The organism is Agromyces rhizosphaerae, from assembly GCF_027925245.1.
In the GTDB taxonomy this organism is placed as follows: Bacteria; Actinomycetota; Actinomycetes; order Actinomycetales; family Microbacteriaceae; genus Agromyces; species Agromyces rhizosphaerae.
Genome location: NZ_BSDP01000001.1, coordinates 762,186 through 776,404 on the forward strand (window position 1 = coordinate 762,186; position 14,219 = coordinate 776,404).

General features: G+C 72.1%; 15 protein-coding genes. 12 read left to right on the forward strand and 3 right to left on the reverse strand.

The genetic code is table 11. From position 1 onward, the window contains the following. Positions 1-9 precede the first annotated feature (9 nt). Genes QMG39_RS03640 through QMG39_RS03665 form a run of 6 tightly spaced genes read left to right on the forward strand, consistent with a single transcriptional unit; the run spans position 10 to position 4,592 of the window. Positions 10-921: a carbohydrate ABC transporter permease gene (locus QMG39_RS03640; RefSeq protein ID WP_281882485.1), complete on the forward strand. Its 912-nt coding sequence runs from the start codon at positions 10-12 to the stop codon at positions 919-921. Then, positions 918-1,925: a D-2-hydroxyacid dehydrogenase gene (locus tag QMG39_RS03645; RefSeq protein ID WP_281882486.1), complete on the forward strand. Its 1,008-nt coding sequence runs from the start codon at positions 918-920 to the stop codon at positions 1,923-1,925. Before QMG39_RS03640 ends, QMG39_RS03645 begins: the two co-directional genes overlap by 4 nt. After that, entirely contained in the window at positions 1,909-2,688 is a 780-nt protein-coding gene (locus QMG39_RS03650) for a DeoR/GlpR family DNA-binding transcription regulator (protein ID WP_281882487.1), read from the forward strand. The genes QMG39_RS03645 and QMG39_RS03650 overlap by 17 nt, the downstream gene beginning before the upstream one ends. Next, a complete protein-coding gene (locus QMG39_RS03655; protein ID WP_281882488.1) occupies positions 2,682-3,524 on the forward strand; it encodes a class II fructose-bisphosphate aldolase in 843 nt (280 codons plus the stop codon). Before QMG39_RS03650 ends, QMG39_RS03655 begins: the two co-directional genes overlap by 7 nt. 17 nt (positions 3,525-3,541) lie before the next feature. After that, positions 3,542-3,910 carry a hypothetical protein gene (locus QMG39_RS03660; RefSeq protein WP_281882490.1) on the forward strand — a complete coding sequence of 123 codons (369 nt, stop codon included), beginning with the start codon at positions 3,542-3,544 and terminating at the stop codon, positions 3,908-3,910. Position 3,911: 1 nt separating this feature from the next. Continuing rightward, complete coding sequence (locus tag QMG39_RS03665; protein WP_281882491.1) at positions 3,912-4,592, forward strand: polysaccharide deacetylase family protein; 681 nt, start codon at positions 3,912-3,914, stop codon at positions 4,590-4,592. Positions 4,593-4,594: 2 nt separating this feature from the next. Here the strand turns inward: QMG39_RS03665 and QMG39_RS03670 are convergent, their stop codons facing one another. Beyond that, a complete protein-coding gene (locus tag QMG39_RS03670; protein ID WP_281882492.1) occupies positions 4,595-5,287 on the reverse strand; it encodes a hypothetical protein in 693 nt (230 codons plus the stop codon). 67 nt (positions 5,288-5,354) lie between these two features. On the opposite strand from QMG39_RS03670, the gene QMG39_RS03675 reads away from it, so the two are divergent. From QMG39_RS03675 to QMG39_RS03700, 6 genes are all read left to right on the forward strand, one after another. Then, positions 5,355-6,179, forward strand: coding sequence for a fumarylacetoacetate hydrolase family protein (locus QMG39_RS03675; protein WP_281882493.1), 825 nt, complete (start codon positions 5,355-5,357; stop codon positions 6,177-6,179). Between the two features lie 13 nt (positions 6,180-6,192). Next, positions 6,193-7,560 (forward strand): family 4 glycosyl hydrolase, encoded by a 1,368-nt coding sequence (locus QMG39_RS03680; protein WP_281882494.1) that lies wholly within the window; start codon positions 6,193-6,195, stop codon positions 7,558-7,560. Next, the gene (locus tag QMG39_RS03685; RefSeq protein WP_281882495.1) at positions 7,557-9,323 is read left to right on the forward strand and encodes an IlvD/Edd family dehydratase; all 1,767 of its coding nucleotides are present in this window, start codon (positions 7,557-7,559) and stop codon (positions 9,321-9,323) included. The genes QMG39_RS03680 and QMG39_RS03685 overlap by 4 nt, the downstream gene beginning before the upstream one ends. A gap of 1 nt (position 9,324) precedes the next feature. Beyond that, positions 9,325-9,786 carry a Rossmann-fold NAD(P)-binding domain-containing protein gene (locus QMG39_RS03690; RefSeq protein WP_281882496.1) on the forward strand — a complete coding sequence of 154 codons (462 nt, stop codon included), beginning with the start codon at positions 9,325-9,327 and terminating at the stop codon, positions 9,784-9,786. Continuing rightward, the gene (locus tag QMG39_RS03695) at positions 9,768-10,679 is read left to right on the forward strand and encodes a 1-phosphofructokinase family hexose kinase (protein WP_281882498.1); all 912 of its coding nucleotides are present in this window, start codon (positions 9,768-9,770) and stop codon (positions 10,677-10,679) included. Before QMG39_RS03690 ends, QMG39_RS03695 begins: the two co-directional genes overlap by 19 nt. A gap of 103 nt (positions 10,680-10,782) precedes the next feature. Then, positions 10,783-12,747, forward strand: coding sequence for an acyl-CoA dehydrogenase family protein (locus QMG39_RS03700; RefSeq protein WP_281882499.1), 1,965 nt, complete (start codon positions 10,783-10,785; stop codon positions 12,745-12,747). Between the two features lie 87 nt (positions 12,748-12,834). On the opposite strand, the gene QMG39_RS03705 is transcribed toward QMG39_RS03700, so the two are convergent. Further along, positions 12,835-13,512, reverse strand: coding sequence for an SGNH/GDSL hydrolase family protein (locus QMG39_RS03705; protein ID WP_281882500.1), 678 nt, complete (start codon positions 13,510-13,512; stop codon positions 12,835-12,837). Between the two features lie 8 nt (positions 13,513-13,520). Then, positions 13,521-14,153 carry a TetR/AcrR family transcriptional regulator gene (locus QMG39_RS03710; RefSeq protein WP_281882501.1) on the reverse strand — a complete coding sequence of 211 codons (633 nt, stop codon included), beginning with the start codon at positions 14,151-14,153 and terminating at the stop codon, positions 13,521-13,523. Positions 14,154-14,219: the final 66 nt, after the last annotated feature.

The following is a 14,219-nucleotide window of genomic DNA, read 5'->3' on the forward strand; positions in this document are numbered from 1 at the left end:
GAGGCACCAATGGCTGAAACCACGAACCTGATCCAGATGTCGGAGGCGCAGCAGCTCGGGCAGCGCTCGGCCCGTCGGCTCCGCCGTCGCCGCGCGCTCGCCAGCGCGGACCGGAAGGGCATCGTCGCCCGCACCATCATCGCCGTGATCGTCTGCATCATCGTGATGTTCCCGCTGTACTGGATGCTGGTGGTCGCGTTCTCCCCGCGGGGCGAGGTCTTCGAGCCCGGGGTCACGCTGTGGCCGTCGACCTTCACGCTCGAGAACTTCGAGGCGGTCTTCCGGCGCTATCCGGTGGTCGAGTGGTTCGGCAACTCGCTCGTCATCGGCACGTTCATCACCGCCTTCACGGTCGTGGTCAACCTGCTGGCCGGGTACGCGTTCGCGCGACTGCCGTTCCGTGGACGCAACACGATCTTCATGCTCGCCCTGGCGACGATGATGATCCCGGTCCAGGCGATCATGGTCGCCCAGTTCAAGCTGGTCGCGGGCCTCGGCATCTACGGCACCTACTGGGGCGTCATCCTCCCGGGAGCCGCCGCGGCGTTCGGGATCTTCCTCGCCCGCCAGTTCTTCCTCTCGATTCCGGACGAGCTCGTCGAGGCGGCCCGCATCGACGGGGCGGGACAGCTGCGGATCTTCCTGCAGGTCGTGCTCCCGCTGTGCAAGCCGCTCATCGCCGTGCTCACCCTGCTCACGCTGATGGGGAGCTGGAACGACTTCGCCTGGCCCCTCATCGCACTGAAGGACCCCGACCTGTTCACCCTGCCGATCGGACTGCTCTACCTGAAGGGCCAGACCACCCCCGACTACAACGCGATCATGGCGCTCGCCCTGATCTCGGTGATCCCGATGGTGCTGCTGTTCCTGTTCTTCCAGCGGTACTTCGTGCAGGGCTTCGCGAGGAGCGGCATCCGATGACCCTCACCTACGTCTGCACCCTCGACCTCCCGACCGAGTGGTTCGACGCACTCGCGCGCCGGGTCCCCGGGCTCGACCTGCACCGCTTCGGGTCCGGCACCGAGCCCTCGGCGGAGGTGCTGGAGCGCACCGACCTGCTGCACACGAGCTCGTGGCTGCCCGACGCCGCGCAGGTCCCGAACCTGCGGGCGATCCAGCTCGACACGTCGGGCGTGGACCACGTCCGCGGCACCGCGCTGTGGGACACCGAGATCCCGATCGCCACACTGGGCGGCATCGCCCCGGTCCCGATGGCCGAGTACGCGATGATGTCGATGCTGGAGCTCGCGCACCGGATGCCCCTGATCGAACGGCTCCGGGCGACGCGGACCTGGCCGGGCGACGCGGAGCGTCTCGCGACGCTCACCCCCCGCTCACTGGTCGGCGCGACCGTGGGGATCATCGGCTACGGACGCATCGGGCGCGAGATCTCCCGCCTCGCCGGCGCATTCGGCATGCGGGTGCTGGGGCTCAAGCGCACGGCCGCCCGCAGCGACGGCACGGCGAAGTTCGACACCGGACGCAGCAGCGCCGACGCGGACACGACCGAGATCTTCCCGATGGAGCGCCTGCACGAGGTGCTCGCGCAGAGCGACGTGCTCGTCGTGGTGGTGCCGCTGACGGAACTCACGCGCGGCATGATCGGCGATGCCGAGCTCGCGCTGCTTCCCCCGGGCGCCTTCGTCGTGAACATCGCCAGAGGTGGCATCGTGGACGAGGACGCGCTCCTCGGCCGGCTCCGCAGCGGAGAGATCGGTGGTGCCGCGCTCGACGTGTTCGACGACGAGCCGCTCCCACCGGATTCCCCGTGGTGGTCCGAGCCGGGGGTGCTCGTCACCCCGCACGTGGCGGGCCTCGCACCTGAATACCAATCGCAGACGCTCGACCTCGTCGTCGAGAATCTCAACCGGCTCGCCGACGGGCGGCCCCTGCTGAATGAGGTGGATCGTGTCTCCGGCTACTGAACCGCTGCTCGGCCCGAAGCGCCAGCGTGAACTGCTCAACCACATCCGGACCTACGGCACCGGGTCGGTCAACGAGATGGCTCGCCTCCTCGGCGTCAGCACCTCGACCGTCCGACGCGACCTGAACGAGCTGCAGGACCGCGGGCTCATCGAGCGCGTCCACGGCGGGGCCGCCCCGCTGACCGAGGACGTCGAGCCGATCCGTCCCCTCCGCGAGATCGCGTTCGCCGACGAGAAGCGCCGCATCGGCGCTGCCGCCGCGGCGCACATCCGCGACCACTCGACGATCCTCATCCTCGGCGGCACGACGACCGAGGCGATGCTGCCGTCGCTGGGCACCGTGCAGGGGCTGACGGTGCTGACGAACAGCCTTCCGGTCGTGAACCGGATCTCGCAGTACAGCGAGGTGTCGATCATCGTGCTCGGCGGCCTACTGCGCCGGCAGGAGATGAGCCTGCTCGGGCATCTCACGATCGCCGGGCTCGACGAGTTCGGCATCGACCAGGTCTTCTCCGGCGCCTTCGGCATCGATCCCGACATCGGCGTGACGGGCACCAACCTGAGCGAGACGCAGACCGACCGCTCGCTCGCCTCCTCGGCGCGGGAGCTGATCATGCTCGCCGACCACAGCAAGCTCGCCCAGCGCGGCCCGGCCCGGCTCGTCCCCACCTCCGCGATCAGCACGCTGATCACGGACGACGCGGCGGACCCGGAGCTGCTCGAGCGCTTCCGCGGTGCGGGGGTGAACGTCGAGACATGCTGACCACCGCTGCCCGGCTGGTCGAGCCGGGGGCGGGCGCGAGCCTGCCCGCAATCGCCGCATTCAACGTCATCACGCTCGAGTACGCCGAGGGAATCGTGCTCGGCGCCGAGCGCGCGGGCCTGCCCGTCCTCCTCTCGGTGAGCCACAACGCGGTGCGCTTCCACGGCGCACTCGCGCCGCTCGCCGCGGGATGCCTGGCGATCGCCGAGGGCGCCGGCGTTCCGGTCGGACTGCACCTGGACCACTGCGAGGACGCCGACCTGGTCGAGGAGGCGGCCGCGCTCGGCTTCGGCTCCGCGATGTTCGACGCATCCACGCTCCCGTACGCGACAAACGTCGCGAAGACGGCCGCGGTCGCGGCACGCGGACACGAGCTCGGGATCTGGATCGAGGCCGAGCTCGGCGAGATCGGCGGCAAGGACGGCGCGCATGCGCCCGGCGTGCGCACCGACCCCGCGGATGCCGCGGCATTCGTCGCCGCCACGGGTGTCGACGCCCTCGCGGTCGCCGTCGGCACGTCGCACGCCATGACGACGCGGACCGCGCACCCCGACGACGCGCTCATCCGCCGTCTCGCGGATGCCGTCCCGGTGCCCCTCGTCCTCCACGGCTCGTCCGGCGTCCCCGACGACGGGCTGCGGGACGCGGTCGCGGCGGGAATCCGCAAGGTCAACGTCGGCACCCAGCTCTCCGCCGAATACACGCGTGCCCTCGTCGACGGGCTCGGGCCGGGACCGGACCCGCGTCGCGCTCTTACGAGCGCCCGCGAGGCCATCGCCGGCTCCGTCGAACGCATCGCGCGCACCATCTCGGCGCCCGCGCTCTCCACCTGCTGACACTCGAAAGGACCACCATGGCCACCACCGTGACGGGGCCCGCCGCACACGACGGCGACCCCACACCCGCGCAGCTCTTCGAGGCCGGTGACATCGTCGGTCTGCTGCGGGCGTGCCACGAGCGCAGGCTCGAGCGCGAGGGCATCCCCATGATCCTCGGCCTCGCCGACGAGCGCGGGACGATCCCCGCGTCGACGCAGACCGCGCAGCTCGATGAGGCGGCGACACTCCTCGACGTGTCCGAGCGGTACCACGAGGCACTCGTGCCGTGGGCCCGGGACGACGACGAGGGCGCCGTGATCACCGTCATGCAGGCCCTCGCCTACACGCACTTCGCCCCGGGCGCCCTCCTCATCGCCGACACCGCCGGCCAGAAAGACGACTGACATGACCCGCCCTTCCTTCACCGCCCAGCGCGAGCAGCTGCGGCGCGGCAACTTCATCCGAGTGGTCAACTACCACTCCACCCCCCGTGCGGCCCGCGACGAACTGGCCACGGAGCTCGCCGGCTTCGCCCGCGACTACGCGCCGGTCACCCTCGACGACCTCGACGCGCTCTTCGAGACCGGCACCTGGCGCAAGGACAAGCCGGGCCTCATCCCGGTGTTCTACGAGGGCTACCGGAACTCGGCGACGGTCGCCGCGCCGTTGTGCGACGAACTCGGCCTGACCGGCTGGTTCCCGATCGCGACCTCCTTCGTCGATTGCGACCCCGAATACCAGGAGGCGTTCGCGCGCGCGCACTGGATCTCCCTGGTCGAGGAGGACACGCAGGGCGGTCGCATCGCGATGGACTGGGACGAGGTGCACGACCTGTCACGTCGTCACGTCGTGTTCCCGCACACCGCGCACCACGAGGGGTTCGACACGGTGCTCTCGGACGCCGACATCGAGCGCGAGGTCGTCGACTCGAAGCGTGCCCTCGAGGCCGTCACCGGGCAACCGGCTCCCGCGTTCGTCTGGCTGCACGGGTCGTCGTACGGGCAGAGCCCGCGCCACGACGCGGCGGTGAAGGATGCCGGCTACCGCTACCAGTTCGCCAACACGATGATCCACCGGGTGAACTGACCTCACTCCAGCGACGCGGCGACATGGCGGATCCCGCCCGTCGCCGCGTCGCGCCACGTGAGCTCGAGCGTTCCGCCGCCGCGGGTCGAGCGTGCAGCGCGTGCTGTACCCGCCTCCACGTCGTCGGCGGCGACACCCGCGGCGACGAGTGCGGCGAGCGCGTCGTCGTCGAGTCCCGGACCCTCCGAGGCATCCGCCCATGACCGCTCGGGGTACCCCGCAGCCTCGGAGCGGAAGTGCCGCAGCTCGCCGGAGCTCGTCTCGGTCGTGACCCGGAGGACACCGTGCTCGTGCGCCAGCGCGAACGTGCGCACCGAGTCCGCCGCGTCCGTGGGACGGCGCAGGAACCCGTGCTCGGGCGACCAGTACCAGCTCTGCAGGATCCCCTGGGCGGTGAGCGCGAGCACCTCGAGGTGGTCGGGGCCGAGCACGGACTGCACGATCTGCGCGCGCGTGTAGCGATCACCGGCGGCGAAGTGCAGACCGTCGCTCCACTGCCCGGGCCCGACATCGCCGTCGGCCGGCGGATCCGTCGGGAGGTCGGCGTTGCACCAGAAGACCCACAGCCCGTCGTGCGCGTCGCAGGCGAGGAGCTCGAGGTTGCCGCGGGCGCCGTAGACCCCCTGCGCGAGGCTCACCGGCCCGAGCGTGCGGAGGTGCGAGGGACCGACATGAAGGGGCGTGAGTGAGTTCATGTGCTCATTCTTGCTCATTTCTGCTCGGGTGTGACAGAATCGTGGCAGCAGTTGCGAAGGAGAACCAATGAAGATCGCCCGCGCCGTCGTCGACGGCAGCCCCCGAATCGTCGTCGTGAGCGACGCTGCGACCCGTATCGCGCCGACGGACCACCCGGATGACGCGCTGGTCGCCATCGAGTCCGCACGCAGCGGCGCCGCGGAGTCCTGGGAGCAGGTCGACCTCGACGCACTGCACCTCGCCGCCCCCGTCTCGGGCGCCGGGAAGATCATCGCCGTCGGCCTGAACTACGCCGACCACACCAGCGAGACGGGGTTCACCCAGCCCGAGCGCCCGCTGACGTTCGCGAAGTACGCGACCTCCATCTCGGGGCCGAGCGACGACATCGTCGTCCCGGGCCACGTCACCCGGCAGGTCGACCTCGAGGTCGAGCTGGCGCTCCTGATCGGGCGCCGTTGCGGCGGCACGACGCCCGCGACGCTCGACGACGTGGCCGCGTACACGGTGGCGAACGACGTCTCCGCGCGAGACGTGCAGTTCGGCGACACCCAGTGGACGCGAGGCAAGTCGTTCGACACGTTCACCCCGCTCGGCCCGTGGCTCGTGACCGCCGACGAGTTCGGCCACCCCGCCGGCCACCGCGTCTACGGCACGGTCAACGGCGAGATCCTCCAGGACGACGACACCTCCGAGATGATCTTCGACGTGCCGACGCTGCTCGCGTTCGTCAGCGACGGCGTGACGCTCGAGCCCGGCGACCTGATCCTCACCGGCACGCCCGCCGGCGCAGGCGCATTCCGCAACCCCGCCCGGTACCTCGCCGCGGGCGACGAGGTCGTGTGCGGCATCGACGGCATCGGCGAGCTGCGCAACCGCGTCGTCGTACGCTGACGGAGGAGAGAACATGACCAGCGACACCCGCACCCTCGTCCTCATCGGCGCGGGATCCGCCGTCTTCACCCGGGGACTGCTCGCCGACCTCATCGGCGCCGACGACCTGGGCTCCTGGGAGATCCGGCTCGTCGACGTCGACGCCGAGGCGCTCGCCGTCGCCGCCGACCTCGCGGAGGCCATGGTCGCGGCCCGCGGCGCGGGCGACACCATCCGCGTCATCCGCTCGACCGACCGCCGTGCGGTCCTCCCGGGCGCCGACTTCATCGTGACCTGCGTCGGCGTCGGCGGCAGGCCCGCCTGGCAGCTCGACCACGAGATCGTGCAGCGCCACGGCATCTTCCAGCCCGTCGGCGACTCGATCATGCCCGGAGGCATCTCGCGCCTGCTGCGCACCACCCCCGTGCTCGTCGAGATCGCCCGGGACATCGCGGAGCTCGCGCCGGACGCGTTCTTCTTCAACTACTCAAACCCGATGACCGCGAACGTGCAGGCCATCCACCAGGAGACCGGTCTCGACGTCGTCGGCCTCTGCCACGGGATGCACCACATCCAGCGGGAGCTCGCGCAGCTGATCGACGCCCCGTTCGAGCGCACCTCCACGCTCTACGCCGGCATCAACCACCTGACGTTCATCTACGACTTCCGGCTCGACGGGGCGGATGCCTGGCCGCTGATCCGCCAGCGGGTGCAGCGCGAACTCGCCGCGGCGCCCGACCCGGCCGACATCGGCAACATCTTCTACGACACCCCCACGGCGTGGCACAACCCGTTCGCGTGGGAGCTGTTCGAGCGCTACGGCGCCTTCGCTGCCGCGGGCGACCGGCACGTGGTCGAGTTCTTCCCCGAACGCTTCGGCAACGGCGAGTACTACGGCAAGCAGCTCGGCATCGACGCGTTCTCGCTGCCGGAGATCCTCGAGTGGGGCGAGAACCGCTACCAGGCGATGCGTCGCCAGGCGCTCGGCGAGGAGCCGCTGGACGAGTCGGTCTTCGCGCGCAGCGGCGGCGAGCAGGAGCAGCTGATCGCGATCATCCGCTCGATCACCTTCGACTCGCGCGAGATGTTCAGCTGCAACGTCGTCAACGAGGGCCTCGTGCCGGGGCTCCCGGCATGGTCGGCCGTCGAGATCCCGGGCGTGGCCACCGCACGCGGCATCCGCCCGATCTCGGTGCCCGACCTCGGCAAGCCGCTCACGTCGATCCTGGCGCGCCGGCTCACCTCGGTGGACCTCGCCGTCGAGGCCGCGCTCACGGGCGATCGCGGACTCGTGATCGAGGCGATGATCGCCGACGGCGCGATCTTCGACGCGGACGCGGCCGCAGCGCTCACCGACGACCTCCTCGCCGCCCAGGCGCAGTACCTGCCGAGGTTCGCATGAGCGCCGTGAACCTCGGATCGACCGGCCTCGAGGACCGGCCCTGGGGCGAGGGGCTCCGCTCGCAGGTGTGGTTCGGCGACCCCGGCAAGACCGGCTTCATGCACCGCTCGTGGCTGCGCAGCGAGGGCCTGCCGGACGACACGTTCGACGGGCGACCGGTGATCGGCATCGCGAACTCCTGGTCGGAGCTGACGAGCTGCAACGTGCACCTGCGCACGCTCGCCGAGCACGTGAAGCGGGGCATCTGGCAGGCCGGCGGTGTGCCGTTCGAGTTCCCGACCAGCTCGGCGGGCGAGCCCCTGGTGCGCCCGACCGCGATGCTCATGCGCAACCTGATGGCGATGGACCTCGAGGAGACGCTGCGCATGAACCCGCTCGACGGGGTCGTGCTGCTTGCCGGATGCGACAAGACGACGCCCGCCTACCTCATGGGCGCGGCGTCGGTGGACCTGCCGACCCTGCTCATCACGGGCGGGCCGATGCTCAACGGCAAGTACCGCGGGACCGACATCGGCTCGGGGACTTCGGTGTGGCGCTTCACCGAGGCGTACCGTGCCGGGCAGATCGGGGCCGAGGAGGTGCGCGAGGCCGAGGGCTGCATGGCCCGCAGCCAGGGCCACTGCATGACCATGGGCACGGCGTCCACCATGGCGTGCGTGTCGGAGTACATGGGCATGCAGCTGCCCGGAACGGCGGCGCTCGGCGCGAACGACTCCCGTCGCGCGACGGCCGCGCACCTGGCGGGCCGCCGCATCGTCGAGATGGTCGCCGAGGACCTCCGCCCGTCGCGGATCCTCACCCGCGAGGCGTTCGAGAACGGCGTGCGCGCCAATGCGGCGCTGGGCGGCTCGACGAACGCGGTCATCCACCTGCTGGCGCTCGCGCGCCGCGTCGGAGTGGACCTGCAGCTCGAGGACTTCGACACGCTGGTCCGCGACGTCCCGGTGCTCGCCGACCTCATGCCGAGCGGGCGGTTCCTCATGGAGGAGTTCCAGGACGCCGGCGGCACCGCCGGCCTCGCGGAGACGCTCGGCGACCTGCTGCACCGCGACACCCTCACCGTCACCGGGCAGACCCTCGGCGAGAACTACGCCGGGGCCGACGTCTGGAACCGCGAGGTCATCCGGCCGCTGGACAACCCCGTGAAGCCGGTCGGCTCCGGCATCGCGGTCGTGCGCGGCAACCTCGCCCCGCGCGGTGCGGTGGTCAAGCAGTCCGCCGCGAGCCCCGAGCTCATGACCCACACCGGCCGCGCCCTCGTCTGGGACTCGCTGCAGGCCTACCTCGCCGACGCCGACGACCCCGACCTCGACGTCACGCCCGATGACGTGCTCATCGTGCGCAACGTGGGGCCGAAGGGCTACCCCGGCATGCCCGAGGTCGGCAACATGCCGCTGCCGCGCAAGATCCTCGAGGCGGGGGTGATGGACATGGTCCGGATCTCGGATGCGCGCATGAGCGGCACCTCCTACGGCACCGTCGTCCTGCATGTCGCGCCGGAGGCCGCCGCCGGGGGCCCGCTCGCGCTCGTGCGCACCGGCGACACGGTCACCCTCGACGTCCCCGCGCGGTCGCTGTCGATGGACGTCTCCGACGACGAGCTCCAACGACGCCGGCAGGAGTGGGAGGCGCCCGTCGTCGCCGGCTCGGAGCGCGGCTGGACCCGCCTCTACGTCGAGCACGTCGTGCAGGCCGACGAGGGCTGCGACCTCGACTTCCTCCAGGGCCGGAGCGGTGCCGCCGTCGGTCCGCAGGCGTTCTGACATGTCCGGAGCAGCCGTGCTCGTCGTCGGCGCCACGGGCATCCTCGCGCCGCTGGCGGCGACGCTCGCGCGCGACGGCGGCGAGGTCGTCGGAGTCTCGCGCGGGGGCGGTCGCGACACGATCGCGGTCGATGCCCGCGAGACGAAGGCACTGGAGGCGGCGCTGCGGGGGCTCGAATGGGACGAGGCAGTGGTCTACGGCCCCGCCGTCGCGCGCGACTCCCTGAAGTGGATCCGGCGTTCGACGCCGGGGCGCTGCGTGCTCGTGCGGACCACTGCGAGCGCCGACCCCGCGCGCGGCCCGCTCGCCGTGCCGCCGGACACGCTGCAACTCGGATGGACCGCCGAGGCGCACCCGCGGTGGCACACGCCCGAGGAGGTCTCGGCGGCGGCACTCGAGGTGCTGCGCGACGGCAGGTCCCGCACGCTCGGAACCGTGCGCCCGTGGAGCGACCGCCCATGATCGTCACGCTCGCCGTCTCCCCCAGCCTCGACGTCACGTACGAGGTCGACCGATTGCACCCGGGCGAGATCACCCGCCCCGTGCGCGTCACCCGCGTCGCCGGGGGGAAGGCGCTGAACGTCGCGCGGGTCGCCCGATCGCTCGGCGCCGACGTCGCGGCAGTGGGGGCCCTCGGCGGACACACCGGCGCGTGGATCGCCGACCTCCTCGCGACAGACGGGGTCGAGACGCGCATCGTCCCGCTCCGGCACGAGACCCGCACGTGTTCGGCGATCGTCGAGACCGACGGCGGCGCGTCGAGCACCGACCTGTACGAGCGCGCCACCCCGCTGGACGCCGACGAGTGGGAGGCATTCCGCGCGACGGCGCTCGAAGCCGCCGCCTCCGCCTCCGGCGACGTGTGGGTCGCGTTCTCCGGATCCGTACCCGCGGCGGTCGACCCGGCCGAGGTGGCAGCACTCCTCGCCGCGCTCCGTGCGCGCGGCGCCCGCATCGCGGTGGACAGTTCCGGAGCCGCGCTGCGCGCGCTGATCCAGTCCGCCGACCTGGTCAAGGTGAACCGTGCCGAGGTCGAGGAACTGCTCGAGCAGCGATTCGCGGATGCCTCCGAGGCCGCCCACGCCCTCGGCTCGCGCTGGTCCGTGGACGTCGTCGTGACCGACGGAGTGCGCGGCGGAAGTGCGCTGCTCGCCGGCACGCGCGTGGACCTGCCGCCGCCGGGCGCTCTCGGACGATTCTCCGCGGGCAGCGGAGACGCGTTCCTCGGCGGCTTCCTCGCCGCGATCGATCGCGGAGCGGACCCGGCCCAGGCTCTCGCCTTCGCCGCCGACGCCGCGGAGCGGAACGCGCTCGTGCCGGGACAGGGCGTGCTCGCCGAGCGCTCACCGCGGTAGGGGTGCACTGGCACCACACTCCGCGCACCACCCGGACGCGCAGCCCCGGTCCTTCCCCGCGCCCCCGCCCGGGCGTACGGTGAACGTGAACGAGGAGGTTCACGTGAGTGCCACTCGAGCAACCACGGCCCGACCGGCAGGCGAGCACGACTCCCGCGCGGTCGACGAGCAGGAGTCGCGTGCGGTCGCCGAGGCGGCCCGCGAGCAGGAGTGGCGGAAGCCGAGCTTCGCCAAGGGCCTGTACCTGGGTAGCTTCGACCTGTCGCTGATCCATCCGCACCCGCGGCCGCCGTCGGAGCAGGCCGAGCGCGGCGAGGCGTTCCTCGTCGAGCTGGAGACGTTCCTCGGCGGCGTCGACGTCGACGAGATCGAGCGCGACGCGCTGATCCCCGACGAGGTCGTGCGCGGCCTCGCGGCGATCGGCGCGTTCGGCATGAAGATCCCGGTCGAGTACGGCGGGCTCGGGCTCGGGCAGGCGGCCTACAACCGAGCGCTCACCATGATCGGCTCGGTCAACGCGAGCCTCGGCGCGCTGCTGTCGGCGCACCAGTCGATCGGCGTGCCCGAGCCGCTGAAGCTCGCCGGCACCGACGAGCAGCGACGGCGTTGGCTGCCGCGCTGCGCGGCGGGCGCGATCAGCGCGTTCCTGCTGACCGAGCCGGAGGTCGGCTCCGACCCCGCTCGGCTGCGCGCCACCGCCGTGCCGAGCGACGACGGCTCGGAGTACGTGCTCGACGGCGTGAAGCTCTGGACCACCAACGGCGTGGTCGCCGAGCTCCTCGTCGTGATGGCGCGGGTGCCGAAGTCGGAGGGACACCGCGGCGGCATCAGCGCCTTCGTCGTCGAGGCGGATGCCCCGGGCATCACCGTGCGCCGGCGCAACGCGTTCATGGGCCTGCGCGGCATCGAGAACGGGCTCACGTCGCTGCAGGGCGTGCGCGTGCCGGCCGACCACCTCATCGGCCGCGAGGGCGACGGGCTGAAGATCGCCCTGACCACGCTGAACGCGGGTCGCCTCGCGATCCCGGCGATCTGCGCGGGAGCGGCGAAGTGGAGCGTGAAGATCGCCCGCGAGTGGTCGGCCGAGCGCGTGCAGTGGGGCCGCCCGGTCGGCGAGCACGCGGCGGTCGCGCACAAGCTGTCGTTCCTCGCCGCGACCGCGTTCGCGCTCGAGGCGGTGGTCGACCTCTCGGGCGTGCTGGCCGACGAGGATCGCAAGGACATCCGCATCGAGGCGGCCCTCGCGAAGCTCTGGGCGTCGGAGATGGGCTGGAGGATCGCCGACGAGCTCGTGCAGATCCGCGGCGGGCGCGGCTTCGAGACCGCCGACTCGCTGCGGGCCCGCGGCGAGCGCGCGGTGCCCGCCGAGCAGCTGCTCCGAGACCTGCGGATCAACCGCATCTTCGAGGGCTCGACCGAGATCATGCACCTGCTGATCGCGCGCGAGGCGGTCGACGCCCACCTGCGTGCGGCGGGCGACATGATCGACCCGCACCTCGACCTGACGAAGCGCCTGAAGGCCGCAGCATCCGCCAGCGGCTTCTATGCGAAGTGGCTGCCGCAGCTCGTCACCGGCCCCGGCGACCTGCCCACCTCGTACGACGAGTTCGGAGCGCTCGCCCCACACCTGCGCTACGTCGAGCGCACGAGCCGCAAGCTCGCGCGCGCCACGTTCTACGGCATGGCGCGCTGGCAGGGCGGGCTCGAGCGCAAGCAGGGCTTCCTCGCCCGCGTGGTGGACATCGGGGCGGAGCTCTTCGCCGCGTCGGCCGCGTGCGTGCGCGCCGCGATGATCGCCGAGGAGCTCCCCGAGCGAGGCAGGTCGGCCTTCCAGCTCGCCGACACGTTCGCCCGGCAGTCGCGGCACCGCACCGAGCGCCTGCTCGACGAGCTCTGGCAGAACACGGATGCCTCCGACGAGCGCCTCGCGAAACACCTCCTCGCGGGCGACTACGCCTGGCTCGAGGAGGGCATCCTCGACCCGAGCGAGGGCACGGGCCCGTGGCTCACCGAGGAGATCCCGGCGGGCGCGACGGAGGACCTGCACCGGCGCATCGCGACCGACTGACCGGGTCGCCGAGACCCGTCGAAAGACTGCGGAACGCGGGCGGGAAGCGCAGCCTTTCGACGGGTCTCGCACGCCCACCGCACGACGTCACTCCTCGCGGAGCGCCTCCGCGATCGTGGCGCCGAGCACTTCGGCCCCGCGCGCCGAGGGGTGCACGCCGTCGAAGCTCATGCCGTCGCGGAACGCGCCGTCCGAGGTGCGCAGGCCGGCGGATGCGTCGACGAACCGCCAGCCGCGGTCGACGGCGAGCTCCTCGAGCGCGAGGTTGTAGGCCTCGGCTTCGCCGGGCGCGAGCTCCAGCGGCGGGATCGAGACCACCAGCACATCCGAGATCCCGACGGTGTCGACGATCGCCCCGAGGTTCGCCGCCGACGTCGCGAACGGAACGCCGAGGGCCACGTCGTTGGTGCCGGCGAGCACCACCAGCGCATCGGCGTCGACCGGCAGCACCGATGCAGCCATCCGCTCCGTCGTCGCGCCCCACTCGGCCCACCCGCCGGCGAGCGCGAACCCGTCGTCGACGACGTAGGTCGCCCACGACTCCGAGCCCAGATCGCCCGCCGCGAAGTCCGCGCTGTTCGCGTCGGTGATCGAGTCGCCGACCGCGGCGAACGAGGGTGCGTCGGCGATCGGGGCGATCGCGGTCGGCGCGTCGGTGGCCCCGGGCCCGGCTGCCGCGCACCCGACCATGGCGGCCGCGACCACGCCGGCGCCGATCGCCGCGACGGCGCTCGCGAGCCCCCGTGCCGTTCCGCGTCCGGGCATGCCGCCGCCTACGACCGCGCGACGCCGAACGCGCGCCGCAGCTCGCGCTCGAGCAGCGCGGGAACGTCGATCTCGCCGGGGTGGAGCGCGTCGTAGACCTGCATGCCCTCCCAGGCGGCGATGATCACCGCGGCGGCGGCCTCGGGAGTCGTGCCGTCGTCGACCGCGACGCCCGCCGCGCGCTGCGCGCGGATCGTCGTGGCGAGGATGTCGCGGAGCTGGTGCTGGCGTTCCTGCAGGTAGGGCCGCGCCGGGTGGTCGGGCTCACCCGCCTCGGCGGAGAGCGTCGAGAGCAGCCGCACGAGCCCGGGGGCGTCGCGGTTGCGACGCGCGGTGTCCACGAACCCCTCGACGAGCCGTGCCGCGGGCAGCCCCTCGGGGAACTCGGTCGCGCCGGGCAGCTCCTCGGTCAGGTGCATCCGGTCGTACCAGTCGAGCACCGCGAGCAGCAGCGCGGTCTTGTCGCCGAAGTGGTGCACGAGCGTGGAGTGGTCGACGCCGGCCTCGCGGGCGATGCCGCGCAGGGTCGTGCCGTGGAAGCCGCGCTGCGCGAAGCTCTCGGCGGCGCGCGCCACGATCGTGTCCTTGGTCGCGCGGCCCTTGGCGTAGCCCACGGCGACGGCGTCGGTGTCGGATGCCACGGCAGGAGCGTACCGCGCCGGTCTCGAGCCCACCTCCAGCGCGCCCTCAGATTTCCACCATATGGT

What these genes read in the sequence shown, in the direction of transcription:
- QMG39_RS03640 (WP_281882485.1), top strand. Translation starts at nt 10, where the DNA reads ATGGCTGAAACCACGAACCTGATCCAGATGTCGGAGGCGCAGCAGCTC.
- QMG39_RS03645 (WP_281882486.1), top strand. Translation starts at nt 918, where the DNA reads ATGACCCTCACCTACGTCTGCACCCTCGACCTCCCGACCGAGTGGTTC.
- QMG39_RS03655 (WP_281882488.1), top strand. Translation starts at nt 2,682, where the DNA reads ATGCTGACCACCGCTGCCCGGCTGGTCGAGCCGGGGGCGGGCGCGAGC.
- QMG39_RS03660 (WP_281882490.1), top strand. Translation starts at nt 3,542, where the DNA reads ATGGCCACCACCGTGACGGGGCCCGCCGCACACGACGGCGACCCCACA.
- QMG39_RS03665 (WP_281882491.1), top strand. Translation starts at nt 3,912, where the DNA reads ATGACCCGCCCTTCCTTCACCGCCCAGCGCGAGCAGCTGCGGCGCGGC.
- QMG39_RS03670 (WP_281882492.1), bottom strand. Translation starts at nt 5,287, where the DNA reads ATGAACTCACTCACGCCCCTTCATGTCGGTCCCTCGCACCTCCGCACG.
- QMG39_RS03675 (WP_281882493.1), top strand. Translation starts at nt 5,355, where the DNA reads ATGAAGATCGCCCGCGCCGTCGTCGACGGCAGCCCCCGAATCGTCGTC.
- QMG39_RS03680 (WP_281882494.1), top strand. Translation starts at nt 6,193, where the DNA reads ATGACCAGCGACACCCGCACCCTCGTCCTCATCGGCGCGGGATCCGCC.
- QMG39_RS03685 (WP_281882495.1), top strand. Translation starts at nt 7,557, where the DNA reads ATGAGCGCCGTGAACCTCGGATCGACCGGCCTCGAGGACCGGCCCTGG.
- QMG39_RS03690 (WP_281882496.1), top strand. Translation starts at nt 9,325, where the DNA reads ATGTCCGGAGCAGCCGTGCTCGTCGTCGGCGCCACGGGCATCCTCGCG.
- QMG39_RS03705 (WP_281882500.1), bottom strand. Translation starts at nt 13,512, where the DNA reads ATGCCCGGACGCGGAACGGCACGGGGGCTCGCGAGCGCCGTCGCGGCG.